Annotated in this window: 19 protein-coding genes; 8 read left to right on the top strand and 11 right to left on the bottom strand. The window is 52.2% G+C overall.

The genetic code is table 11. The annotated features are described in order from the left end of the window. Positions 1–255: 255 nt before the first annotated feature. The 6 genes from ACTJJS_RS06350 to ACTJJS_RS06325 form a co-directional block, all read right to left on the bottom strand. On the bottom strand, positions 256–1416 hold the full coding sequence (locus ACTJJS_RS06350) for a FecR family protein (RefSeq protein WP_440662910.1): 1161 nt from the start codon (positions 1414–1416) through the stop codon (positions 256–258). A 70-nt stretch (positions 1417–1486) separates the two neighbouring features. Further along, complete coding sequence (locus tag ACTJJS_RS06345) at positions 1487–2080, bottom strand: RNA polymerase sigma factor (RefSeq protein WP_168868798.1); 594 nt, start codon at positions 2078–2080, stop codon at positions 1487–1489. Between the two features lie 185 nt (positions 2081–2265). Next, on the bottom strand, positions 2266–3987 hold the full coding sequence (locus tag ACTJJS_RS06340; RefSeq protein ID WP_440662909.1) for an FAD-dependent oxidoreductase: 1722 nt from the start codon (positions 3985–3987) through the stop codon (positions 2266–2268). A gap of 117 nt (positions 3988–4104) precedes the next feature. Beyond that, the gene (locus ACTJJS_RS06335; RefSeq protein ID WP_440662908.1) at positions 4105–5799 is read right to left on the bottom strand and encodes a RagB/SusD family nutrient uptake outer membrane protein; all 1695 of its coding nucleotides are present in this window, start codon (positions 5797–5799) and stop codon (positions 4105–4107) included. Between the two features lie 3 nt (positions 5800–5802). Beyond that, positions 5803–8883 carry a SusC/RagA family TonB-linked outer membrane protein gene (locus ACTJJS_RS06330; RefSeq protein WP_440662907.1) on the bottom strand — a complete coding sequence of 1027 codons (3081 nt, stop codon included), beginning with the start codon at positions 8881–8883 and terminating at the stop codon, positions 5803–5805. A 485-nt stretch (positions 8884–9368) separates the two neighbouring features. Beyond that, the gene (locus ACTJJS_RS06325) at positions 9369–10085 is read right to left on the bottom strand and encodes a DUF459 domain-containing protein (protein ID WP_440662906.1); all 717 of its coding nucleotides are present in this window, start codon (positions 10083–10085) and stop codon (positions 9369–9371) included. Between the two features lie 107 nt (positions 10086–10192). Here ACTJJS_RS06325 and ACTJJS_RS06320 point away from each other — a divergent pair, with 107 nt between their 5' ends. From ACTJJS_RS06320 to ACTJJS_RS06295, 6 genes are all read left to right on the top strand, one after another. After that, positions 10193–10858 (top strand): RNA polymerase sigma factor, encoded by a 666-nt coding sequence (locus ACTJJS_RS06320; protein WP_440662905.1) that lies wholly within the window; start codon positions 10193–10195, stop codon positions 10856–10858. Between the two features lie 5 nt (positions 10859–10863). Beyond that, the gene (locus ACTJJS_RS06315; RefSeq protein ID WP_440662904.1) at positions 10864–12390 is read left to right on the top strand and encodes a DUF6630 family protein; all 1527 of its coding nucleotides are present in this window, start codon (positions 10864–10866) and stop codon (positions 12388–12390) included. Between the two features lie 109 nt (positions 12391–12499). Continuing rightward, positions 12500–13699: a FecR family protein gene (locus ACTJJS_RS06310; RefSeq protein ID WP_440662903.1), complete on the top strand. Its 1200-nt coding sequence runs from the start codon at positions 12500–12502 to the stop codon at positions 13697–13699. A 264-nt stretch (positions 13700–13963) separates the two neighbouring features. Continuing rightward, positions 13964–17158 carry a TonB-dependent receptor gene (locus ACTJJS_RS06305; RefSeq protein WP_440662902.1) on the top strand — a complete coding sequence of 1065 codons (3195 nt, stop codon included), beginning with the start codon at positions 13964–13966 and terminating at the stop codon, positions 17156–17158. A gap of 14 nt (positions 17159–17172) precedes the next feature. Next, positions 17173–18561 carry a RagB/SusD family nutrient uptake outer membrane protein gene (locus tag ACTJJS_RS06300; RefSeq protein ID WP_440662901.1) on the top strand — a complete coding sequence of 463 codons (1389 nt, stop codon included), beginning with the start codon at positions 17173–17175 and terminating at the stop codon, positions 18559–18561. Next, positions 18561–20375, top strand: coding sequence for a redoxin domain-containing protein (locus ACTJJS_RS06295; RefSeq protein ID WP_440662900.1), 1815 nt, complete (start codon positions 18561–18563; stop codon positions 20373–20375). Before ACTJJS_RS06300 ends, ACTJJS_RS06295 begins: the two co-directional genes overlap by 1 nt. On the opposite strand, the gene ACTJJS_RS06290 is transcribed toward ACTJJS_RS06295, so the two are convergent. The 5 genes from ACTJJS_RS06290 to ACTJJS_RS06270 form a co-directional block, all read right to left on the bottom strand. Further along, a complete protein-coding gene (locus ACTJJS_RS06290; RefSeq protein WP_440662899.1) occupies positions 20361–21098 on the bottom strand; it encodes a hypothetical protein in 738 nt (245 codons plus the stop codon). The genes ACTJJS_RS06295 and ACTJJS_RS06290 overlap by 15 nt on opposite strands. 191 nt (positions 21099–21289) lie before the next feature. Beyond that, complete coding sequence (locus ACTJJS_RS06285; RefSeq protein ID WP_168868809.1) at positions 21290–21676, bottom strand: DUF3037 domain-containing protein; 387 nt, start codon at positions 21674–21676, stop codon at positions 21290–21292. Continuing rightward, positions 21654–22457: a HipA family kinase gene (locus ACTJJS_RS06280; protein WP_440662898.1), complete on the bottom strand. Its 804-nt coding sequence runs from the start codon at positions 22455–22457 to the stop codon at positions 21654–21656. Before ACTJJS_RS06280 ends, ACTJJS_RS06285 begins: the two co-directional genes overlap by 23 nt. A gap of 73 nt (positions 22458–22530) precedes the next feature. Further along, positions 22531–23532 (bottom strand): HAD family hydrolase, encoded by a 1002-nt coding sequence (locus ACTJJS_RS06275; RefSeq protein WP_440662897.1) that lies wholly within the window; start codon positions 23530–23532, stop codon positions 22531–22533. Further along, complete coding sequence (locus tag ACTJJS_RS06270; protein ID WP_440662896.1) at positions 23529–24074, bottom strand: hypothetical protein; 546 nt, start codon at positions 24072–24074, stop codon at positions 23529–23531. The genes ACTJJS_RS06275 and ACTJJS_RS06270 overlap by 4 nt, the downstream gene beginning before the upstream one ends. A gap of 145 nt (positions 24075–24219) precedes the next feature. On the opposite strand from ACTJJS_RS06270, the gene ACTJJS_RS06265 reads away from it, so the two are divergent. Together ACTJJS_RS06265 and ACTJJS_RS06260 are read left to right on the top strand one after the other, a co-directional pair. Further along, a complete protein-coding gene (locus ACTJJS_RS06265; protein ID WP_343746932.1) occupies positions 24220–24789 on the top strand; it encodes an RNA polymerase sigma factor in 570 nt (189 codons plus the stop codon). A gap of 144 nt (positions 24790–24933) precedes the next feature. Beyond that, entirely contained in the window at positions 24934–26130 is a 1197-nt protein-coding gene (locus tag ACTJJS_RS06260; RefSeq protein ID WP_440662895.1) for a FecR family protein, read from the top strand. Positions 26131–26264: the final 134 nt, after the last annotated feature.

The following is a 26264-nucleotide window of genomic DNA, read 5'->3' as shown; positions in this document are numbered from 1 at the left end:
GCACGCCTGGTTGCAAAGAGCAGTTTTTTGCATAACTTTGCAGCGGTTTGGCTTGTAAAAAATGGTGTTCTGGAACACTCAACGTTTTTGCATGGCTGTAACCATCCAGCCGGAAGTGGGTCGAAGCACTTTCGGTTTTCTATTACAGGCAGACATCTGATTGATATTTGAAATTGTTGTTCACTGTTTTTTCCATAACGGCCCGCCAGCGGGCACTATTACCGGTTGATTCAGATTTAGATGTATTTTGATTGTTTACTGTTTCCCTATGATCAATGTTCTGTTCTCCAAACGGAAGGCTACGCCCGATTCCCTTAAAAAAGTTAATACGCTTGACAGATTCACATCACTGCCTATCTCGCCCACAAAAGTAATGTCAGGCGGTGTGGAGGCATAAGTTACTTCTATATCGTACCAGCGCGCTATCATAGCGATAACGGCGGTTAGTTTTTTATCCTGAAAATTCATTACGCCGTTTCTCCAGGCCATCACAGCGGCGGTGTCCACATGGTTGTTCAGCGCAATGGTGCCGGCTTTTTTGTCAAACAACAACTGCTGGCCGGGTTTCAGCACACTGGGATGTTCCGGCACATTCACACGGACAGCGCCCTGCAGCAGCGTGGTGCTGATGCCAGGGTCGTCCGCATAGGCACTCACATTGAAATGTGTTCCCAGCACGGTGACGGATGTTTTACTGCTCAGCGCCACCACAAAAGGCGTTTTGCCTTTCGTTACTTCAAAATAGGCTTCTCCCGTAAGTTCCACTTTCCTTTCCGTACCGGTGAAGGCAGTGGGGAAGGTGAGGGCGCTGGCGGCGTTGAGCCATACCAGCGTACCATCGGGCAACTGCATTCTGAATTTGCGGCCTCTTGGCGTATGCAGCGTATTGTTGACAGGCGTCCCTGTTCCGGACGGCTGGTATTCCACCTGCCCGTTTTTTAATACCACCTGTGTGCCCTGCGCGGTAGTGATCAGGCCATCATCGCGGTTGTCCAGCACTACCTGCTGACCGTTGGCCAGCGTAAGCACGGCGCCGTTTTTACCGGGCAGCACATCGGCAGCTGCTATGGGTGCCGCCGGTGATGCATGCCGCTTATGCAGCAGCCAGTAACTTCCGGCGGCGGTGAGCAACAATACCACGGCGGCAGCGGCAGCCCAGCGGCGTATGCGGCCTATCGGACGTACACGGCCTGTATTCCCCTGCTGCAAAATACTTTGCAACACAGGCTCATACTCCGCCGGATCGTATTGCGGGTCTGCTTCGGTATGGGCATGCAACTCATTGAGCATCGCCACCCATTCCGCATCATCAGACTGTTTCCCCAGTTCGGCAAACAACTCCTCCTCCTCTGCCGGTGTGGCCATGCCAGCGCAATACCGCTGCAACAAAAACCTGTAATACTCTTTTGCTTCCACTGTAGGTCTCCCGCTTTTACTTCATCAGACGCTAAAAAAATAAAGGTGTACTACGCCGCCTGAAAAAAAATTAAAAAATTCTTAACAACATCCCTATCAGGAAGACAGGGAGACAATCACCGGTATGCTTCTCCAGATATTCCCGGATAAACTTCCGGGCGGTGACAAGTTGGTTTTTGACGGTATGCTCGGAGATAGCCAGCGCTTCAGCAATTTCCCGGCGGGACTTGCCCTCCTGCGTGTTCAGGATGAACACCTCGCGGCGCGAAGCCGGCAGCTGATCGATGGCATTCCGTATATGCAACTGTAACTCTTTGACCCGGAACCCCGAGGTCACATCTTCATTATCTTCTATATCATCATGCGTAATGGCTTCTACCCGGTACTTCTCCCGGGCAATTTTTCTGAGAGCGGAGAGGGAATAATTAGAGGCGATGGTGTACATCCAGCCGGCCGGATTGTCGATACCATCCAGCGTATGCCGCAGCTGCCATACCTTCAGGAACACCTCCTGGAGCACTTCTGTGGCGGCTTCTTCGGAACGGAGCATTTTCCGTACAGATACGGACAGCACTGCATTATAACGATGATACAGTATACGAAACGCTGCTTCATCCCCACCTGCAATCCGCGAAAAAAGTATCCTGTCCTCGTGTATTTTCACAGTGCTTCCAGATTTTTCTTTCCGGAAACAAGATAAAACAATTTGATCATTTGGGTATTTTGATATTTTGATATTGGGTGTCTTAGGAGCAGCCATCTGAAAAGCAAGGCTGCTTCTTATCAGGAAGCAGCCTTGCACACGAAAAGGTCAATATCAAAATACTCAAATAAAAAGATAAAAAAATATCACGGCCAGGCTGTCTCCACACCACGGGCACGGATATAATCCTGGAACTCCTGCAATAACGGCGCCTGTTCCCTCACCTGCCGCGGCGTCACGTTTTTACTGCGGGCAAAAGCCACCAGGTTGCCCACGGCCTCACCGATGCTCCATTCTGTTGGGTGAAGACGGTAACAGCCATTGGTGATATGAGTAGTGCCGATGTTCTTATTGGCGGGCAACAGGTTCTCCATCCGTTGTGGCAACAAGGCCCCCAGTGGGATCTGGTAAGGCAGCGAACCGAAGTCTACATAGTTAACGCCGGCACAACTCGGATGCAGGTCTATATGGTAATAGCCTATGCCAACGCTGTCGTGGAAATTGGCGGCAGTCGTTTTCTCTGTCTGGCCGCTTTTCTGCGCCCGTTGCTGGGCGCCTACATGTTCTTCCAGTACGGTGAATACCGCTTTGATACGCCGCGACTCCCGGATGTATGGATATTTGGCCATGCCGTCGGCGGTGCCCATGATATCTTTACGGAAACGGATGCCAGGCCATCCCTTGCCGCCGTCGGGACGGGGCGCTTCGGTCTGCAGCCAGTAGATAAGCGATAAATTGAGCTGCTTGGCCCGCTCCACGTGATAGTGGAATTTCTCCGGACTGGCGCCGATCAGGTTGCCCAGCATATAATCATTCTGTGGCCAGTTAACGATGGTCACATCACCGCTGTAGGTTCCCGCCTCAAAGTTGTCCTTGTTGATAATACGGCGGTAGTTCCACAGGTTCAGCTTATCGCCGGTGGCGATGCCTTCAGGATGGAAGCCCAGCAATTTAGGCTTCAGCATACGCGGATCTGAATAGTGCAGGTCCAGCTGCCTGCCGGACCATGCGGGCGTAAGCGCCGGCACATGGTTCTTCCAGAAATCATACTCCGCCGGCTTCTCAATGATGAAGTTACCGCCAGGCACATAGTCCAGCGCAAAACAAACGGTGAAAGCCTGGTTGTTTTCCGGATTGCCTTTTTCCGGCGCATGCAGTTCGCCCGTTTCCTTTCCGGACTCGGTGCCGGTCACGAATTCGGTGCCGGTCAAAGGCAGCAGGTCCCCCATTTCTGTGGCGTCCGCAAAGTAGCTGCCCTGCAGGGTCAATTCCCGCTGATGACGCAGGTCCTGTGCCGTGAGCGACAGCACTTTGTTGCCAGATACGTTCGCCCGTACGACTTTAGTGTCTGTCAGCAGCACCAGTTTACCGCTGCTGATAAAAGGCGCCAGCATATCCAGCATCACGGCCAATGCCACTTTGGGCTCGTGACAGAGCCTGGACACGGAGCCGTCGCCCGGGTTGAGGTGCGTTCGTTGCCGGGCATCGGCCGTGAGTGGATAGTTGCGGACATAGTATTCACGGATACGGTTTCTCAATTCACGGTAACGGGCAGGCGCTCCATGCGTTTCAATCCACGGATGCTCGTCCGGCGGTACGCCCTGCTGGGTAAGCTGGCCGCCTATCCAGTCTGTCTCCTCGGTGAGCACCACTGTTTGCCGGTTATGCAACGCAGCGAGTGCTGCTGACACGCCTCCCAGTCCGCCGCCGGCAATCACCAGGTCGGCGGTGATAGTTTCCCGTTTAGTGTTTCCCTTTCCTTTGGCGCTCCCCTGCGGCTTCTTCTCCTGTGCCAGTCCCAGCGCAGGCTGTGTGATAACGGCGCCGCTACTCAGCGCCAGCATCTCTAAAAAATTCCTCCGTTTCATTATGTTAATATTTTTTCATGTTGATATTTTGATGTTTTGTTGGGCTGTCACCTATCATTCATCTCTTTAAAATATCATCAACAAAACAACCCTCTTCATCAATCAGCGCCATCACACTTACCAGCCTTCGTTCTGCGTCAGCCCCGGATTAATGTCCCTTTCTGCCTGCGGTACGGGCAGCAGCATCAGCTTTGGCGTCCAGAAGCGGGTTTCACGGGTATAACGCAGGTCCAGTTGCCCAGTGTAATCAGGAATGCTGTTCAGGTCATGCACGGCCGTCTTTTTGAAATTGGGCACGGGCGGCATGGCAGCAGGACTTTTAGCAATGCCCACTACTTTGCCCGGCATCACCAGGTCTGCTATGCCCCAGCGACGGATATCCAGCCATCGGAAACCTTCTACGGCAAATTCCACGGTACGTTCCCGTCGGATAAGTTTCCGCATTTCATTCTGATCTGTTTCGATGGCTGCCGGCACTGGCGGCTGTCCGGCCCGTTGCCTTACCTTGTTGATAGCGGCAGTAACAGTGGCGTCCAGCTGTCCCTGCTCTATTTTGGCTTCGGCGTAGGTGAGCAGTACTTCCGCATAACGCATCAGGATAAAGCTCACTTTGGCGAGAAACACGTTCTCATCGGTCATGGTGTATTTGGTCCACAGGTAACCCACACCGCTCTTCGCCGGACCGAAAGCATTGTCATAGTCAGCATTGCCTTTCACTGACCAGCTGCCATCCGCATTTTTAAAGGAGGTAGACGATTTATAGATGTCGTACACAAACGTGATGTTGTTCATGCTAAGCGTGTCTCCCGGCAGCGCTACGGTGTATTTCAGGCGCAGGTCCCTGTTTTTGGAGGGCTTTTGCGGATCATATAAGGGAGATTCATCAATCCTTTTACCGTCGGTGCATTCAAACTGGTCCACCAGGCGCTGGGTCGGGAAACGGCCCGATTGCCCGCCTGCGGCGCGGGAGCAATTGCCCAGCGGCAGGTAAGTGATAGAACCCGCAAGGGCATCGGTGTACAGTATTTCCAGCATGATCTCGTTACCGGCATTGGGTTTCTGGCCGCTGCGGGTAAACAGGTCCTGGTAACGCGGATTGAGCGACAAGCCGGATTTGTCTATGACCTGCCTGGCAGCATCTGCGGCAACGGCGTAGTCTTTGTTATACAGTGCCGTCCGGGCTTTCAGGCCGAGGGCCACGGATTTGCTGACCCGTCCTCTTACGGCGGGCATCCAGTCGAGCGACTGCGACGCGGCATCCAGCTCGTCATAAATGAACTTTACCACCTCTTGTTTGGGAGCGCGTTTCTGATTGTAAAACTCCGCGGGCTGCAACGGTTTGGTGATCAGCGGCGCATCACCGAACATGGCGGTGAGATAAAAATAAGCCCATGCACGCAACACGCGCGCTTCCGCTTCCATGCGGTTATAGGTGGCCGGCGCCACACTGGGTTTGGCTTTCACCATACCGTCCAGCATGGTGTTGGCCCGCTGGATGGTAGTATAGGCAAACGACCAGATGGCTGCCGGATGTGCGTTGTATGTATCAAAAGTGCCTTCTCCCAGTTCGTTGGCGCGCAGGATGGCGAGGTCTGTCCAGCCCTCGCTGCCCGACTGGTAAGGCACCAGCCCGAATTCCCATTTGATGGAACCATATACGGCCGTCAGGGATACGTTGATTTCATTTTCGTTGTTGAGGAAAGTGCCGGTGGCCGGCGCGCTGAGCGGCGCCCTGTCCAGGAATTTATTACACCCTGACATACCTGTCAGGAAAAAAGTGCAACCGATGATGCTATAAAAAAGTTTTCTCATGGCTTAGAAGTTTGCGTTAAGGCCGATAGTGAAGGTTCTCATGATCGGGTAAAATTCGCCTGCGGTATTTGTCTGTTCCACATCGAAACCGGGGAAGAATTTATCCCAGGTCAGCAGGTTCTGGCCACTGGCGTAAATTCTTACGGAGCGCAACCTGGCATTGCTGGTCACGGTTTTGGGCAGCGTATAGCCGAGCACCACGTTCTTCAGGCGCAAGTAAGCGCCGGAACGCATCCAGAAAGAAGAAGTGACGTAGTTATTGGCGATGCTGTTGGGCGTCAGCCGTGGATAGGCGGCGTTCGGATTATCCGGCGACCATGCGTCTTTCTGATGTTCGAAGATGGTGCCCTGGAAGTTGGCGGAATAGAAAGGCTGCGCGCCGGTGCCGGACATATAGTTGTTCCGTTTGCCTACGCCCTGGAAAAAGATGTTCAGGTCAAATCCTTTGTACTGGCCGTTGAGAGACAGGCTGTATTCATAGCGAGGGAATGAATTGCCCAGCACCACACGGTCATAGGCGTCGATTTTGCCGTCGGGCTTACCATTGGGGCCGCTCATGTCGGCATAACGGATATCTCCCGGTTTGGTGTTGGCAAAATGGAAAGGCGCTTTGTCGATTTCATCCTGTGATTGGAAGAAGCCTTCCGCTCTATAGCCATAATAGGAATTTAGCGGATTTCCTTCGCGCATGATGAGGGCGCCATTGATATATTCTTTACCACCCAGGCTTACCACTTCATTTTTTACATCAGAGAGATTGGCCTGTACGGAGTATGTGAATTCACCGGCGCGGTCTTTCCAGCCGATACCCAGTTCCCAACCGGTGTTGCGCATGGAGCCGATGTTGACAAAAGGAGCGCCCAGCCCTACGTAGGTGGGTACGCCATCCAGCTGCAGCATGTCCGTGATGTTGCGTTTGAAGTAATCGGCCGTTATGGTGAGGTGGTCGTTGATAGCGGTAAAGTCGATACCGGCATCCAGTATTTTGGAAGTCTCCCAGCGGATAAGCGGATTGGCGGCGGTTGTCAGCCCATAGCCACCATTCACCACGTTGTTGAAATAGTAGTCAAACGAGCCGCCGGTGCTGTACATGGCGTAGGTAGGGTAATAGTTGGCCACACCGTTCACCACCAGGTCCTGGTTGCCAAGGGAACCATAAGAACCTCTGATCTTGGCGCTGTTGATCACGTGGCTGATGGCTTTCCAGAAGCTTTCTTCAGAGATGCGCCAGCCGGCGGATACGGAGGGGAACAGCTTCCACCAGTTTTCTTTCCGGAAGCGGGACGACGCATCGAAGCGGCCGTTGAGCTCCAGCAGGTATTTCTCTTTGTAATTGTAGTTGATCCTGGAATAGGCAGATGCCATCGCATATTCACTTTGTGCGCCTGACATGGTTTGTCCCAATGGATCTGCCGCATCCAGGTATGGCAGTGAAGGAGAGATCAGGTTTTGACGTTGTGTGTTGACGTAGCTGGTTTTAAACAGTTCGGTGGTGAAGCCGCCCAGTACTGTGAAGCCGTGCTGTCCCATGTTCCGGTTGTAGCTTGCCTGGGTGCGGAACACGTTGCGCGTGGTTTGTGCGTTGTTGTCGATCAGCGAGTTGTTGGCCGGCCAGTTGCGTGCAAACAGCAGTTTGTTGTTGGCGATGTCCGGTGTATAAATTTTATATTGATTGGTCAGCTGTCTGGCGCGCCCATTGGCGGTATTGGAGCTGTAGCTGGCCAGCAGCTCCATGCCTTTGACGGGTTTGTAGGTGAGTGTACCGGTGAGTATGCGGGAATCGGTGACGCGTTTGTCCCAGCCGCCGTCTTTGGCCTGCGCGGCGGGGTTCATATTGGACCAACCTTCGCCCCATTCGCCGGTATTGAATTGTCCGGGCGCAATGGCCGGCAGGCCTATCATGGCGCGGATAATGCCCTGTGGTGATGATTGGCCGGGCCAGTTGCGTTCTGTTCTGTTCACCACGATATCCGCCGCGGCAGACAGTTTGCTGGTGATGGCAATGTCTGTGTTAAAGCGCAGGTCCAGGCGTTTGAAATTAGTATTGGCGGTTAGGCCGTTCTGGTCCAGGTATCCGCCGGAACCGAACACTTTGATTTTTTCGCTGCCGGCAGACAGGCTCAGGTTGTGGTTGTGCATGATGCCGTTGTTCACCAGTATCAGGTCTTTCCAGTCGGTGTTAAAGCGAGCGAAATTATCCGGTCCCAGTTTTTCATAGTCTGCGATCTGTTGGGTGAAAGCTGGTGGCAGTCCGGCGTTCACCTGTGCGATGTCCCACAGTTTCATATGTTCCAGTCCATCTACTTTTTTAGGCAGATTGGTAGGTGATTGTTTGGCCACGTAGCCGTTATAGCTCAGGCTGACGCCATTGATGCCTCGTTTGGTGGTGACGAGGATAACGCCGTTGGCCGCACGGGAGCCATAGATGGCCGCTGCCGCCGCATCTTTGAGTACAGAGATGCTGGCGATGTTATTAGGGTCTATCGCGTCGAGGCTCATTTCGATGTTGTCGATGAGCACCAGCGGGTTCTGGCCGGCGTTGATGGAGCCGATGCCGCGGATGCGGATGGTGCCGGCGTCGCCGCCAGGCACGCCCGACTGCTGGGTGACGGTCACGCCGGGAGCCGCACCCTGTAAGGCCAGCGATGCAGAGGCCACAGAGCGCGTCGTCATTGTTTTACCTTCAATCACCGAAACGGCGCCGGTAAGGTTTACCTTTTTCTGGGTGCCATATCCTACCACCACCACTTCTCCGATTTGTTTGTTGGCCGGTTCCAGGAGGATGTTGACCACCTGCTGGCTGTTGACTTCCAGCTCCTGTGATTTATAACCCACAAACGAAAAAACGAGTGTAGCCGTTTCCGTTGTACCGGCAAACTGAAAATCGCCGTTGGCGTTGGTTGTGCCTCCTTTGGTGGTGCCTTTCAGCACCACGTTGACACCAATAAGCGGCGTACCGTCTTTATCTTTTACGCTGCCTTTGAACAGGTAGCTTTTTTGCCCGAAAGCATTCGGCTGTTGCAGGATGACGAGGAGCAGGAGCAGAAAGCTGCTCAGTCGCCAGTGACGGGTAAATTTTCCCATACAAAACGAATTTTGATTGATAAAAAGCTTGATTAAAGATGAATGGTTGACATAGCCGGCCTGCATGCAGCCGGAGACAGTAACTACAGGTGTTGTTGATGGTTTAGTGTTCGCGCATATAGTTGATAGCTGTTCCCCTGGCCATGACCGGCATACGCAAAGCATAGCAACAGCCCATGGCTGGTGACTGGTTGTTTTAGTTTCATCAGAACGTGTATAGAGTTTGGTTGCGTTTATAAAATATATGGCTGTAAAAAGCCTACTTTATAATAAATGCCCTGGCGGAGACTAAAATAGTAATTCTTTTAAATAATCAACCTATAATTAATTAATTTTTTTAAAAACAATATTAAAACACAGACTGGAAGGGGCTTTAAATTTATCAAGCAAACATTACAGGATATAAAAAGTATAGAAGACCGGCACATAATCACCAGCCACCATGGCTAACAAGGGTCACGGACGCGCTAAGGTCTCTCCCAAAATCATTTTAAAGAATGGTCTAACAACCGCTTTAAGACCGCGGGATAAGTATCTCCGCTGTCAGTACCTGCGCCGTCCATAAATGCGCCGTAGGTAATACTATCACCGAAACAGAGGATGCGGTGATGGCGGCGCAACAGGCGATGCGCCTTCAAATAGGCATACAGTTCAGCCGCGATGAACCGGTAGCCCGCAGCGGTAGGATGTACCCCGTCTTCCCGGCCCATATTGGCCGCATTGACAATCAGGGAAGCGGCCGTTCTGCCCGGCTCACCACGGTCCACAAAAACCTGGTGCAGATCGAGACAGTACACTTGCTCCGTAGCGGCTATTTCCTGTACCACCGCCCGGGCACTGTCTATCCGGCGGTTAGGGTCCATATCGTACAATCCGCGCTGGTGGCGCATAAAAAGGTATCCGGTATCTACAGGCAGAGGAGTTACCAGCACCACAGCGGCACCGCTTTGGCGGACACGCCGCACCAATTGCCGGTATTGTGCTGCATACTGCACAAACGGCACCAGTTTCTGCGAATTGACCATATCATTAGTCCCTGCCATCATGATCACCAGATCAGGTCTGAGCGCCACTACATCTTTCTCCACCCTCGCCAGCAGGTCGGAAGTACTGTTGCCGCCGATACCTTTGTTGATGACGGTATACGGACGGGAAGTGCAGGCCACACAGGCCATCAGACAGTATAAGAGCCAAAAACGCATGATCAATTACGAATTACGAATTGGATTGAATTGGATGGATTGAATAGGATAAAGATATAGTGCCGCCTTCGTAATTCGCAATTCGTAATTCGCAATTCGTAATTGATTTGGTATTTTTATGGTTCAATTATTTCAGCGGCACAGGGATGAGCGAACAGCATAACAACTATACAGAGGATGCATTTATAGCGCAACTGGCGGCGGGAGACCAGCAGGTGTTCCGTCAGCTGTTCGACTGGCACTATAAAGCCCTGTGTTATTTTGCCGGTTCCATCATTTCTCACACACATGCAGCAGAAGACCTGGTACAGGAGGCTTTTTCCAAACTATGGGACAAGCGCGGCGATTTTCAAAGCACCGCCAGCATCAAAGCATTTCTGTTCATCTCCACGCGAAATGCCTGCCTGAATTACCTGAAACAACAAAACAGGCTGACAGAACGGGAACAGGAATTCCTGTACCATCAGGATGGCCAGACCACTCCCCTTCCTGCCGGCTTCGACCCGCTGCTGGCGGAAACGGAGCTGCTGCAGCACCTGTATGCCGCCATTGAACAACTACCCACACAATGCAAGCGGGTCTTTAAAATGGGTTACCTGGAAGGCCGCAAAAATGAAGAGATTGCCACCGCGCTTAATATCTCCTATAATACCGTACGGACCCAAAAACTACGCGCCATCAAACTGCTGCGCAGCAGCGTGCTGAAAAAACAGGTGCTGCCATTGTTGCCACTTTACCTCACGCTGTTGAGATACTATGACTATAAAGGATAAAACCAATGTTCGAGAACGTTAAACCCATTACACTGACGCTGGATGACGCTATCCGGCAAGGGCTGACAGCCGGCCTCTCCTACGATTTTGAATTCCTTTCCGAAGAAGTTCCCGGGCTGAAAGTGCTGATTTTTGAAGAAGATGTACACTCCGCCCAACTACTGGACCTGTACGATATTTATGTGGAGCAGGATATCGCCGGAATGATTTTCCGGGGCAACTTACAGGTGGACAATTCCATCATCGATTATGAACCGGACACCTACGCCTGCTTTCTTTGGGTAGATGGTGACCTCACCTGCCGCAACCTCATTGCCGGCTGCGTTCCCATACACGTAAAAGGCAACGTCACCGTGCAGCAAACTTTCATCGGGTATTACAATCACGGCGAGGTGACCATCGGCGGCGACCTGCATGCCCGCCTGTGGATAGAAGACGGCCACCAGACCATTGTGCAGGGCAGGGTAAATGCCATCACCTTTGGGCCGGATGAGCAGATCACCACGCCGGACTATACCAGCTGGCACGATGTGCTGCTGCCGGAAATGGCCGCTCAGCTGCTGGAAGACGGCTACCTCTTTGCCGGTAATGTGGAACTGATACGGCTGATTGAAGAAGGGAGGCCCGTCTTCAAACAGGACCTGGTACGCACCAGCATTTCTTCAGATGATTTTTACCAACTGCTGCATAACCCGCTGTTTGCGCCGGGGCTCGACTTCCTGACAGTCACGCAAAAGACATGGGCACTGCGTTTCAGCCGGTACGGCGACAGGCCGGAAGACTGGAAACTGGACACGCTCTATATGAGCAATGAAGAAGAGGGACGTGCTTTTTTTATTTCCACTGCACCGGGGAAGCCCTTGTCTTTTTATGAAGAAGTGGCCGAAAACGAGTTTAAAGAGATCACCGATCTCACCACTGAAGCTGGACAGCAGTTATTCCGTTACTTCAACAAAGCCCGCTCCGTCGTTAGCGCCAAAACCACCTGGAACGGGTATTACAAAAAAGAGATTGACAAAGAGCAACTGTGGCGGCTCATCTGGCTGTTTAATCCTACCAATGACACCGACAATTTTACGCCGGTAGCTACCGCTATCTTCCAACGGGTGATGCTGGCGGCGGAATATCCCTACACGTATATCCATAGCCGTTATCCCGAAGACAGTGAGCTGCGCGGGCTGGACGAGGCACCCGGCGCCACCCTGCCTGTATCCCTGCTGGACGGCCTGCTGGAGCATGGGCTGATCGCGGAACTTTCTTACAAAAAGCCTGTCTCAGCGGAGATACACAAACTGAACGAAATAGGGCAGCTTTACTGGAATACCAGCTTTGCAACGCCGCCACCTTATGCAGAAAATCCGGTCAGCGACGAGTACCTGCATTTTGTGAACGCCGAGCTGCAGTCACATGGTGCCATACTGGTTAGGGTAAACGCCGGCATGGGCAACTACCTGCTGGCCTGCATGCCGGTGGCCAACGTCCCGCAGCTGCAGCAATGGGCAGAGACGTTGGACGTAACCGTGGAGTTCTAAACGCTTATGTTCAAACAGTTATCCATTTATTAAAAAAAAATTCCAAAATTTTTATCTTTTCCTTTCATCGAAACTATCAAGTTGTTGTTTCTATAGTAAAACATCAACTTTGGGAGTACCTGACAGCCAACAACCAACTACCTTTTTACAACGGGTCGCCTACCTGATCAGCCGGCACCAGCAGGACCAGCTCACCGCCGGTGAAGCCGAAGAGCTGCGCGCATGGCTGGATGCCACACCAGAGAACCGTCGTTTTATGGAACAATGGAACGATACCCAATGGCTGGCCAGCAAACTGCAAAGTTATTCCCAACCTGATGTCAATACCGCGTGGGAGGCCTTTCGGGCCAAACACCTGACCGATGCCAACTTTGAACGTGCACCACGCAAAACCTTCCGGCTGACATGGCGCCACTGGAGCGCCGCAGCAGCGGTGGTTTTGCTGGCAGGCACCGCCTGGTATGTCCAGCGTTCCCGTCCCGCCGCGCCTGTCGCCCGGCAGCAACAGCAACAAACACCCGTGCTGCCCGGCACCAGCAAAGCCGTGCTCACACTGGCCGACGGCTCCACCATACAGCTGGACAGCGCCGGCAGGCAGGTGATTGCACAGGGCGCAGCCAGCATCCACCAACAGAACGGGCAACTCCGCTATGATATACAAAACCCGGACGCAGCGCCGGCACTGAATACACTGACTACTCCCCGCGGCGGCCAGTTCAGGGTAATACTCCCCGATGGTACCACCGTATGGCTCAACGCCGCTTCTTCCATCACCTACCCCACCGCCTTCCGCGAAGGCAACAGACAGGTAAGCATCACCGGTGAAGCTTACCTGGAAGTAACATCAAAAGCCAACCATCCATTCCAGGTCAAAATCAATGACCACACCACCGTAGACGTACTGGGCACCAGCTTCTGCATCAGCGCCTATGCCAACGAAAACACCATCAGCACCACCCTGGTGAGCGGTACGGTAAAAGTCAACACCGGCAATACTTCCCGCACCCTCACCCCCGGGCAACAGGCACAGATCACCAACGGCAACATAGTAGTCAGCCCAACAGACACCGCCGCCGCCATCGCCTGGAAAAACGGGGAGTTCTATTTCAACAATGCAGACATACCCGCCATCATGCGGCAACTGGAAAGATGGTACGACGTACATGCGGTATACGAGGGCAGTATCCCCGTCCGCACCTTCCAGGGCGAAATACAACGCAACCTGCCATTGGAAGACATACTGGAAGGCCTACAGTCAACAGGCATCCGTTTTCATATGAAAGGAAGAAACATTATTGTACAACCATAAATTGTCATGATTCACAACGAACGAAACCAGCCATCTATCAGCTATATGCGCTTACACTGACCTAAAACCGGCAGTCCGTCCATAAAAAAACCGGAGGTGATTGGACCCACCCCCGGCGAATGTCCGGACGAAGACTGTCATTATTAAGCTTGACGACTTAAATACTGATTTTTTACATCCAAACAATGCAAATCTATGCAATTGAATCTTTATGCAAAGACTCTTTCTATACCGGGGTCTTTACCAACCAAAATTGCACTAACAATGAGATTAACAGTGATGTTACTGATTGCGGCCACACTAAAGGTTTCTGCCGGCGCTTCTGCGCAGACGGTGTCGCTTTCTGCGCGCAACATCTCCATGGAAAATGTGTTTACGGCGGTTAAAAAACAGACCGGCTATCTCTTCTTTTACGACCGGACACTGCTGCGCAGCACCCGGCCGGTCAGCATCCAGGCCCAACAACAGCCGCTGCAGGATTTCCTGACCGAAGTGTTTAAAGACCAGCCACTGGACTACACGATCAAAGACAAAACCGTTTTCATTAAACGGCGCGACCTGCCTGTCAGTGCACCTGCCGTACAGGCGCCCGTGACCGGCACCGTGAAAGACGCCGCCGGCGTGTCCCTGCCAGGCGTAACGGTCAAGGTAAAAGGCACCAGCACTGGTACCATCACCGATGCGGAAGGCAAATTCAGCATCAAAGCCCATGCAGGCGATGTGCTGGTGATCACCTATGTAGGATTTGAACCGAAAGAAATTACCGTTGGCAGCAGCAGCACCATCCCGGTGGAATTACAGCCCGCCGTCAATGCCCTCAATGAAACGGTGGTTATTGCCTATGGCACCACCAGCAAACGATTCAATACCGGTTCTGTCAGCAGTGTAAAAGCCGGTGATATTGCCGCTAACCCGGTAATGGACCCGCTGTCTGCTTTACAGGCCAATGTGCCCGGTCTGCTGGTCACTTCCAGCAACGGGCTGCCCGGCTCCGCTTTCAACATCAGCATCAGAGGCCAGAATTCAGTATTACAAGCCAACCAGCCGCTGTTCATCGTCGATGGCGTGCCTTTCATCACAGACCCCCTCAATGAGTTCACCTCCGCCAACGGCAATCAAAGCCCGCTGGCATCCATTAACCCCGCCGACATAGAACGGATCGATGTATTGAAAGATGCAGACGCTACCTCCATCTATGGCTCCAGAGGCGCCAACGGCGTGGTGCTCATTACTACCAAACGCGGGAAAGCCGGTAAAACAAAGACGGAGTTCAATGTTTATACCGGCGCCAGCAAGGTAGTGAACATGGTAGACATGCTCTCCACCCCGCAGTACGTGCAGATGCGTAAGGAAGCCTTTAAAAATGATAACAAAACCTACGATACAGAAACGGCGCCCGATCTGACGCTCTGGGACCAGCAGAAAACTACTGACTGGCAAAAACTGATGATCGGCAACACCGGTCATCTTACGGAAGCTCAAGGCAGTGTGTCCGGTGGCAATACCCAGACGCAGTTCAGGCTGGGCGGCACCTTCCGCAAAGAGACCACCGTCATGCCCAACAACCTCGGCTTCACCAAAGGCGCGGGCAGCTTCAGCATCGACCATAGCAATAAAGACGGCCGGTTTCATATAGGCGCTGTCGCCAACTACTCCACGCTGCGCGATAATTCCATCGCCGCCAGCCTGGCCGGTTTCACCGACATGATCCCCAACTATCCGGTCTATGACTCCACCGGCAACTACTACTGGAGACCCGACGGCCTTAACCCGATGGCTTTCCTGCTGCGTAGCTCCGATACGCGCACCAATAACCTGGTGGCACAAACGGACATCCGTTACACCCTGCTACCGGGCCTTAACCTGAAAGCCAACGTTGGCTATACCCGCAGCGATATGCAACAAACGCAGCTGGTACCGCTGAAAAGCAACAACCCCAATACCACCACTACCAGTATGGCTAATTACGGCAACACACAAGCCAATACCTATATCATTGAACCGCAGATCGATTATACCACTCATATCGGTAAAGGCGACCTGCAGGTGCTCGTTGGCGGCAGCTGGCAGGAAGCGCTCCGCAAAGGCAACTGGGTGGTGGGCGAAGGTTATTCCAGCGACGCCATGCTGGAAAATATGAACGCCGCCGCCAAACTGACCTCCAAATCCAATACGTACGCCCTTTACCGTTATAACGCGGTATTTGGTAAAGTGAACTATAACTGGGACGAAAAATACCTGGTCAACGCTACGTTCCGTCGCGACGGTTCCACCCGCTTCGGCCCGGGCAACCGCTTCGGCAACTTCGGAGCAGTAGGCGCCGCCTGGATTTTCAGTAAAGAATCCTTCATGCCCAAAGGGTCTGTGCTTAGCTTCGGTAAACTGCGCGCCAGCATCGGTACTTCCGGCAATGATAATATCGGCGACTATAAATACCTCGACAGCTGGACATCCACCTCTTTCCCCTACGATGGCATTACGGGGCTCACTCCTTCCAGGCTGGCCAATCCCAACTACCGCTGGGAACTAAGCCATAAAAAAGAAGCGGCCCTTGAACTGGGCTTCTTCAACGACCGGCTGCTGATCAATACCAACTATTACCACAATATTTCTGACAACCAGTTACTGGACTATAAACTGTCTCCACAGACAGGGTTTCCTTCCGTCACCCGCAACTTCCCGGCGAAAGTGCTCAACAGTGGATGGGAATTTGAAGTCAACACCATCAATATCCAACGGAAAGATTTCACCTGGAACACTTCCTTCAATATGTCCATCAACAAAAATGAACTGAAGGAATTCCCGAATATTGAATCTTCTTCCTATAAAGATTTGATGGTAGTGGGTAAACCGCTGACCATTCAGAAAGGGTTCCAGTTTGCCGGCATTGACCCGCAAACCGGTCTCGCCCTTTTCCAGAGCACCAAAGGCGGCACTACCACCACCCCATCAGAACCGGATGATTTTGTGGTCCTGGGCAATAAGCTCCCGAAGTTCTTCGGTGGCCTGCAAAACAGTTTTTCCTATAAAGGCATCAGCCTGCAGTTCCTCTTCCAGTTCGTGAAACAGGAAGGCACTTCTTTCAACTATGGTTATGGCATTCCATATATCGGTTCGGCCAGCAACCAGAGCTTGTACGCGCTTGACCGGTGGACGGCTGCAGGAAACAATGCCGGCGTACCCAAGGCCACAGTAGGCTCCGGCGCCGCCAACTTCCGCAGCTACGCCATCTCTACCGAACAGTGGGGCGATGCTTCTTTTATCCGGTTGAAAAACCTCTCCCTGCGTTATGACCTTTCCAAATACGTACAAAAATGGAAACTGGCCGGCGCCAGCGTATATGGCCTCGCACAGAACCTGTTTACCATCACCGGATATGAAGGTTATGATCCTGAAACACAAGGCAGAATGATGCCTCCGTTGAAAACATATACCATAGGATTACAATTGTCACTCTGATAAAATAAACTGACATGAAACGCATTTATATATATATCACCTTACTCGCCATCACCGCCACTATGGCTTGTAACAAGTATGTAGACACTCCCCTGCCGAAAAACGAGCTGGTGTCCGAACTGGTGTTCACCGACGACAAAACCGCTACTGCGGCGGTAACAGGCCTGTACACCGATATGAACGGATTCAATTACCAGTTTGCCAATGTGCTGCTCAGCTTTTTATCAGCCATGCAGGCCGATGAAATGTATTATTTCTCAGCATTCGAGAACTACGACGTTTTTAAGGACAACAGACTGGTGCCCAGCAGCCAGTATGTAAAGAGCATGTTTGCCGACCAGTATGGTTTTATTTATCATACCAACGCCTGCCTGGAAGGGTTACAGAAAGCCACCGGTCTCTCTCCCAATATTAAAAACCAGCTGTTGGGCGAGTCTTACTTCATGCGTGCCTTCTTCTATTTCCACCTGGTCAATATGTATGGTGATGTGCCGTTGATCACCACCACCAACTACGAAGAGAACGGCCTCAAACCACGTGCAACAAGGGCCGCCGTTTATGATAACATCATCAAAGACCTGACTGATGCCGTGTCGCTGATGGGCAACGATTATCCGACAGGCACACGGGTACGCCCTAACAAAGCTGCCGCCAACGCCCTGCTGGCAAGGGTATATCTGTACAACCAACAATGGGCGCTGGCAGAAGCTACCGCGGGCCAGGTGATAGCAGACAACAAATATTCCCTGCTGACAGACCTGAACAAAGTATTCCTCGCCAACAGCGGAGAAGCTATTTTTCAGTTGCAACCCGTGAACGTGGCAAGTGGCCGCAATACCTGGGAAGGCTTCACCGCCGCTCCTGCCAATGCCACAGCCACCGCGGTGTTCCGGCTGGACACCTTAAATTTTATCCGCCGCTTCGAACCCAACGATCAACGACTGGCCAACTGGACCGGCTTCCGCAAAACGTCTACCGGCGCTACCTACTATTTTCCCTATAAGTATAAAATCAGAGTAGGCACCCTGGGCGTAGTGACCGAATACTCCATGGTGATGCGCCTCGCCGAACAATACCTCATCCGCGCCGAAGCCCGCATCCAGCAGGGCAAACTGGACGAAGGCCGCGCCGACCTGAACGCCATCCGTGTTCGTGCAGGCATTCCCGTATTGTCCAATACGCTCAGCAAAGACGACCTGCTGAAAGCCGTGGCCAAAGAAAGACACCTGGAACTGTTCACCGAATGGGGCCACCGCTGGTTTGACCTGAAACGGACCAAACAATCTTCCATCGTGCTGAAACCCATTAAAGGCGCCAACTGGCAGGATACAGACACCCTGTATCCCATCCCTGTAGACGCCACCAGCACCAATCCCAACCTCACTCAAAACCCGGGATACTAATGATGCGTACTTTTTCATTTGCCATATTGTTCCTGCTGTTGATGACCGGCGCTGCTAACAGCGCCTGGTCACAGCAACGGGTCGCCATCGCGCCGCAATACCCGCAGCGCGGTGATGTTGTCACGGTGACATACGACCCACAGTCACCGACAGCTGTTATCCCTGACAGCGTTTCCGGTGTCACGCTGGTATTCTCCTACTCTAATTTTTATGATGTAGCCACCAGAATACCCATGCACCGACAGGGCCACAAGTGGACGACCTCCTTCCGCCTGGCAGGTTTTGCCACCTATGCTACCTTTTACCTGGAAAGCGGTGAGCTCATTGACAAGCCCGCAGCAGACAGCCACTACGCAGTCACCGTATACGCCGGCCATCAACCGGTGGAAAACGGACTGCTGTACAAAGCCTATAGTCTGTCTGCACAAAAAGGCAAGTCACCCGGGCTCGCCGCCGCACAGGCCTCCCTGTATCAACAGGAGCTGGACCTGTACCCCGGTAACTATGAAGCTAAAGTACGCCTGCTGCAGTACAATATGCAGCACGCCCCTGATGCCAAAACCCGGGAAACATTCCGCCAGCAGGCATTGCAGGTGATCGCACAAAAATTTAACAACGCCCCCTCCGACCCCGGCAATCTCAACAAGGTGACCATGGGCTATCTCATTATCGGTGAAAACACCCGGGTAGACTCCATCCGCCAGGTAGTGATGAAACGTTTTCCCGGCAGTGAACCCGGCATAGAACAACTGGCTTCCAATATCCGCAAAGAGAAAGATACCGCCACCCGGATAAAACTGCTGGAACAGGCGCTGCAAAAAGAAACGCCGCAAAACGCCAACGCCTATACGGGCATACATGAACAACTGTTCCAACTGTACGCCGCACAACGACAGACCGAAAAAACGTTGTACCATGCCCGTAAGGTGGCCAGTCAACGCCGCAATCCCTGGACAGCACAAACGCTGAAAGAACTGGCCACTACGCTGCAAAGCAACCGGCTGGCACCTGATACTGCCCGTTACTATGCAAAGCTGGCGCTGGCACAGGCCGACAGCTTTCCGGCCGGCATCATCCGGTACTTCCCGGAAACAGGCTACATCTACCCGTTTGTCGATGACAGCACCCGCCAGGCCGTAACCCGGAAGGCACAAGCCAATCTCCTTTCCCTGCAGGGCCTAATAGACCTCCAACAGGCACGCCTGCACGAAGGCGCACGGCTGACAGACAGCGCCCTGGTCATCTCTCCGGACAATGAAACGCTCAACAATGCCACGCTTTTCTACACCCAAACCGGCAACCAGGAAAAGCTAAAAACCTTGCAACAGCTGCGGGAGAAAATACTGCTCGATAAAGCACGGCGCCAGCTGATCAGCCGCCCTGCCCCTTCCCTGCAGGCTTTCGTGGACATGAAAGGCCAGCCGGTACCAACCGCCGCGCTGAAAGATAAAATTATACTGATTGATTTCTGGGCCACCTGGTGCGGCCCCTGCATGCAGGAAATGCCCTACCTGCAACAGTTGTACGAGGCTTACAAAGACAATCCCAAAGTGGTGTTTATGGTGGTCAACAGCGGCGCGCGCAATACCCTCGCCGATGCGCAGGGCTGGTACGGCCATAAAAAATATACCTTCCCGGTATATTACAACACCGATCCCGACGTGGGAGAGAAATTCCGTTTCAATATTATCCCGGCTACCTACATCATAGATGCCAAAGGCAATATCCGTTTCAGCAACATCGGTTTTGAAGGTCCTGAAATTGCCGCTAAACTGAAGCTGCAACTGGAACTGGTGGAATCAGCCTCCTTCTGATTCCAATATGCCGGCAATAGCTTTGATCAGTCCCTTGTCTGTTACCCCATTCATTTTCCAGCCGCTTTTCATCTTCCGGATAATACCCTTGCTTTCCTCGTTCAGGTAGACGTCCCACTCCACACAATCCCCTTCCTTACAGGTTTCCATCACCGGGACGGCCTCTCCTTCATAGTCAGTGCCCTTATAGGAAAATTCCAGTCTTGTGGAAGCGGCTTTCAGCTGGGTGATCATATCTTCCAGAAAACTGATCATGCGTTTACGCTGATTGGCGAGAGAAGCGCTCCACTTATTTTTGGAAGCGCGCTTATGGGCTAACTTGAATTTAAAGCCGGACATTTTTGTCGTATAGTCGTCGGCGTTAATTTTGTCTACCTGCTGGTTCGCGACGATGTACCAGTGATAACCAGTCCCCACCGGTACACCGGACCCTTCCGGGGCATGACCGGCGCGGCGTTTGACAACATCGTAGGAAATTTCCCATAAATCGGGCGTGATCTTGGTTTCACGCCATACTCCGGCATCATAGTTCCATTTATGGCTCCGGCCGATTTTCATGCCGGTATATTGCTGTCCTTCAAATTGTTTCCACGCATTGTAACTGCCAGCAACAGGCACTTTCTTTTTCGCAACGGCCTTTTTCGCTGCCGGTTTTTTCTTTATCGCAGTGGGTTTGACGGCCTTTTTACGGGAAGGCGCGGTAACCGTTCTGGTTGCTGCCATCGTACTGGGTTTAACAAGACGGCATCAATAATTAATCCAATTACGAATTGCGAATTACGAATTACGAATTACGAATTGAGAGTCCGCTTTTGGAAAGGTTATTAAATAACCGCTCTGTAAGTAAGCCCCAAATTCGTAATTCGTAATTCGTAATTCGTAATTCGTAATTCGTAATTCGTAATTCGTAATTATTATAACAGTACCAGTTGTTCATACAGGCGCTGCAATGTAGCGGCCGCATCTGTGCACAAGCCGCCATGGGTCCTTGACGTTTGCACAATAGTGCTACGGGTGGCAGTCAGCCAGCGGAAACGGGAGGCCAGGTCCAGCATACCGATAGGACCGCCCTGCGGGCCGCCGGCACATATTTTTTCGATGGCGCAGAGATATCCCGCCAGTTCGGCAATGTCAATAGCCGGACATAAGGCACGCAGCCTGGATTCATCCAGCGTATAACGCATCTGCAGGAATTTCTGTTTTTTACAGTAGAGCATGACACCTACATTGAGAAACTCTTCCCGCTCTACCCGTGGCACTACGCGTATAACGGCGTACTCATATAAGTGTTGATCTTGCATATACTGCTTCTTTTACAAAAATTTCGGAAGAGGCTACCCTCCTGGTTAAAAACTGTGCATATACTTCGCGTCTTTCCGCTGCGGAAACACCTTCCTGACCGGTCAGCCACTCTTCCGGCACCAGGTCTACAATGGCACGGATACGCTCCGGTGTAAGAATGGCCCGGAAAGCGCTGTCCACTTCGGCGATCCGGGTGGCCTGTGGCAGCAGCACATGGTCTTTCACTTTAGCGAAAGGCCGGGTGGCCTGCTCTTCCCAGTTGTCCCAGGAATGATGGAAATACAGCGAAGCGCCGTGGTCTATCAGCCACAGTTCCCGGTTCCACATCAGCATATTGGTATTGCGGACGGTGCGGTCCACATTGGTGAGCAGACAGTCGAGCCATACTATTTTAGAGGCAAGGGTTTCGTCGATGGTAGTCACCACCGGATCGAAAGTAATAGCGCCGGAGAGGTAGTGCAGCGCCAGGTTCAGTCCCACGCTGGACTTTAACAGGTCCTGTATTTCCTCGTCACCTTCGTTGCGGCCATAGTCCTGGTCCAGTGAGGCAAATACGATTTCCGGCACTTTAAGGCCCAGCGCCCGGGCCACTTCCCCGCCGATCAGCTCTGCGATGAGTGCTTTTACGCCCTGACCGGCGCCTCTGAACTTCAGCACATACAGGAAACCGTCATCGGCTTCTGTAAGTGCAGGCAGGGAACCACCTTCCCGCAGAGGGGTCACGTAGCGGGTTACCTGTACGGTCCTGAGTGAATATTGATGATTGTTTATACCTGACATAACTGTTTCCATCCTGTTGTAAGGACGGCCCAAATTAGCTCATTTTTTTCAGAATCAGGTATGGTGCGGCATTTCAGGGCGTGGGACCAACAAATATATGCTGCCAGTCGTTCTTCATGCTGATAACTCCCCAGCCATAGCGGTGCGCATTGTTCAACGATTCGTTGTCATCTTCTTCATAGGCAAATTCCCTTTCTATATCATCATGATGCACCAGCAGTTGCAGGGACGGGTATTTGTTGCCCTGGCAGAAACGGAGCATGCTGACATCCCCACCGCCGCCCACATTGCCACAGGCCAGGATAGGGCGTTTGCCGATGTAATACTGTATGTTGACCGGCTTTTCCTTTTTATCGTTTAATGGATTGAGGCCTTTCAGCCGCATGATGTCATTCACACCGGCACTGTCCACATAGGTGTAATGAAACGTGGTGCCGATCACCTGCTCCGGCGGGATACCATAATATTTTTGGGAGATGGCCCGGATAAACTCTACCGTTCCTCCGGAACAGATATAGACCTTAAACTGATTATCACGCAGGTAGTTCAGCAGCTCCAGTTGCGGCTGATACACCAGTTGCGCTACCGGCACGCCTAATACGGGGTGTTTTACCACAGCGAAGAATTTCACAACGGCATCGTGGAAATCGGTTTCCGTCATGCCTGTATGTGTGAGGTCCATCAGGTCCAGCAGCCCTTTGCGGCCAATGGTCTTAAAATACGCCCTGTTTTTCTCGAGCACGGCTTTATAGGGCTGTTTGTTGCGCAGCGCCGGAGTTTGTTTTACCAGCTGAATAATACGGTATACTACGAACTGTTCCTGTATCACCGGTTTTTCCGCCCACAGGGTGCCGTCATTGTCGAAAGTGGCAATACGGTCTTCCGGCGGGACATATTGAGTAGATTGTTCATTGGTGATGGTTGATACAAACCGGATAATGGATTGTTTTACCGCGCCGCTGTTCCAGGAAGGCAGCGGATCTCCCTGTGCCTGGGCCCTGAGGGGCAGCAGTTGGATGACTATGATCAGCAGCCAGCTGCTGTCCCTGATGAGAATTCTGAATAAAGGGCTCATTTTCTTTCTTTAACGAATTTGCCGTCTTTATCGAAAAAGAGGCGCCTGAAATCATTGTCTTTTACCACCATCACTTCCCATTCCGCTTTTATTTTTTTGGGGGAGATCAACTGGTGGACTTTATCTTTTACCACCTTGTAGCCGGGATAGTGATCGGCCAGGTACATGCCGATGCTTTCCGGCAGTTTCGCGTCTATCGCTCTTTCCCGGGCCCTGATCAGGTGCCCGTTGCGATCATACAACGCTTCAATGTCCAGCTTGTCGCCGGTCATGCTGAGGGTGTAATATTCGTCCTGGAGACTGGGTTTATTCTCCTCGTCCACCTGCCAGTCCCGCTTATATAACCCTGTCGGTATCTTCATGATCTGGTTCAGACTGACATTGGGAAAACGTTTCTGGAAATCTGCCAGTATTTCCGGGGGCAGGTTCTCCTTTTTCACCCTTTCCGCTTTCAGGATGGTCTCTTCGTCCTGTGCCGCCACATATAGTGCAGGAAGTGCAAACAGCAGCAAAAGGAGCCGGAATGCCTTCAGTGTCTTCATACAAAATCATTTAAAATGTGATGAATACAGTGACTGTTGTAAGAACAGCCGGCAGTGGTAAATAGTTTAGCGGCCGCTTTTGGCCGCAAGGCCCCGATTCCGAATTGTTTCCTATATTTAGGCGGAAGAAAAAATCTGATACATATTGTCAAGGTCATCTATCCCGGATGAAAGAGAGCAACTGACAGCGATAGCAGCAGGTAACGAGGCCGCCTACACGCGCATGTTTAACGCCTACAGCCAACAGGTGTTCAACGCTGCTATGCTATATCTGAAAGACCATACCGCCGCCAGCGAAGTAGTGCAGGAGATCTTTATGAGGGTATGGTTAAAACGGGAGATGCTGGACACTGTCGATGATTTTTCCGACTATCTGTTTATACTGACCCGTAACCATATCTATGACAGCTTTCGCAGGCAGCTGGTAAAAGAGAAGGCCATGGCCTATCTCGGGATGCAGGACCCGGGCTATGCCAATGATACAGACCATGTGGTGCAGGAACACCAGTACCAGCAAATACTGCATAACGCCATCGACTCGCTGCCGCCGGCGCGCAAAAAGATATATCTCGCCCGCAAACAGGGGCTGAGCAACGAAGAAATCTCCCATCAGCTTAATATCTCCGTACACACCGTTAAAAAACAATTGCAACTGGCCCTGCGGTCTTTACGGTCTATTATCAAACAGCAGTTACATAACTTCTGGTTTTTTTGACAGAAAGAATGTGCTGGTCTCACAGGATGTTGTCATCCAAAAATTCTCCCGGTTAAAAAAAATTTAAATTTTTTTTAACGGAGGATACTCCTTTTGTTTCCATCGTTCGTCTTTATCCCTGTCACCATTTCTAAAGTCGCAATAATGACCGTCGCTGAAATCAGGCAATTACTGGAAAAATACAAGCATCAGCCGCTGAGCCCGGATGAGCTGGCACAACTGCAACAAGCAGTGGCCAGCGGTGCTTTTGAGGAGGAAATCAAGGCTGATATCCTGCATACCCTGCACGCGCAGTCAGCCCCTGAAGTGGAATGGCCGGAAGCAGAGAAGGCCGCTTTATTGCAACAGGTACTGCAAACTTCATCCTTACAGCCTGTACGTGGCCCCTATGCCCGGAAACGCTGGACCTATGCCGCAGCAGCGGTACTGGCAGCCGGCATTATCACCAGCGGCGTGTTCCTGATGCACCGCCCTGCCACGAAAGCCCCCATGGCCGCCGTGGTGAAATCCAATCCACTGGCACCGGGCAGCAACAAAGCTATGCTCATACTGGCCGACAACAGCACTATTACGCTGGACAGCAATAACACCGGCGCGTTGGCCGTACAGGGCAATACACAGATCAGCAACTCCAACGGCGCGCTGACCTATAAAGGTAACGGTGACAATAAACAGCCCTTGTACAATACCGTGGCCACGCCACGCGGCGGTCAATACCAGCTTACGCTGGCCGATGGCAGCAAAATATGGCTCAACGCCGCCAGCAGTATCCGTTTCCCGGCGGCATTCACCGGAAACGAGCGACTGGTAGAGATTACGGGAGAAGTGTATTTTGAAGTGGCCCAACAGGCTGACAAACCGTTCCGGGTAAAAGTCACCACGCCTGGCATGGAAGAAATGAGCATCACCGTACTGGGCACCAGTTTTAACGTGATGGCCTACGCCGATGAACAAGCGGTCCGCACCACCCTCGTGGACGGCGCAGTGAAGGTGGCCCGCGGCGCCCAACAAAGCCTGCTCAAACCCGGCTATCAGGCCAGTATTGAACCTGATGGCGGCACTTTTACCACCAGTACCGCCGATGTTGAACAGGCCCTCGCCTGGAAAGAAGGCAAATTCCGCTTCCGTAACACCAACATCCGCACCATCATGCGGCAGCTTGCCCGCTGGTACGATATAGAGGTAGCTTATGACGGCAACGTGTCTGACATTGACCTCACGGGCGTGATCTCCCGCCGGGAAGATGCCGATGCCCTGCTCAAAGCCCTCGAAACCACCCAACGCATAAAATTTACAGTGGACGGGCGTACTATCACCGCCAAACCGGTGACGCCACACTAGCACTTATACCTGTAACAATTATGTAACGTTTAAAAGATTTTCATGTTATGGACACTTAATTAACTATCAACCATTATGGTAGAAAAAACCGGACCCCGATTGCAGTCAGGGCCCGGCAAAAATGGCTACCAATT

It is taken from the genome of Chitinophaga sp. 22308 (assembly GCF_052045305.1).
Taxonomy (GTDB): Bacteria; Bacteroidota; Bacteroidia; order Chitinophagales; family Chitinophagaceae; genus Chitinophaga; species Chitinophaga varians_A.
This window is presented reverse-complemented; position numbering and strand designations above follow the sequence as displayed.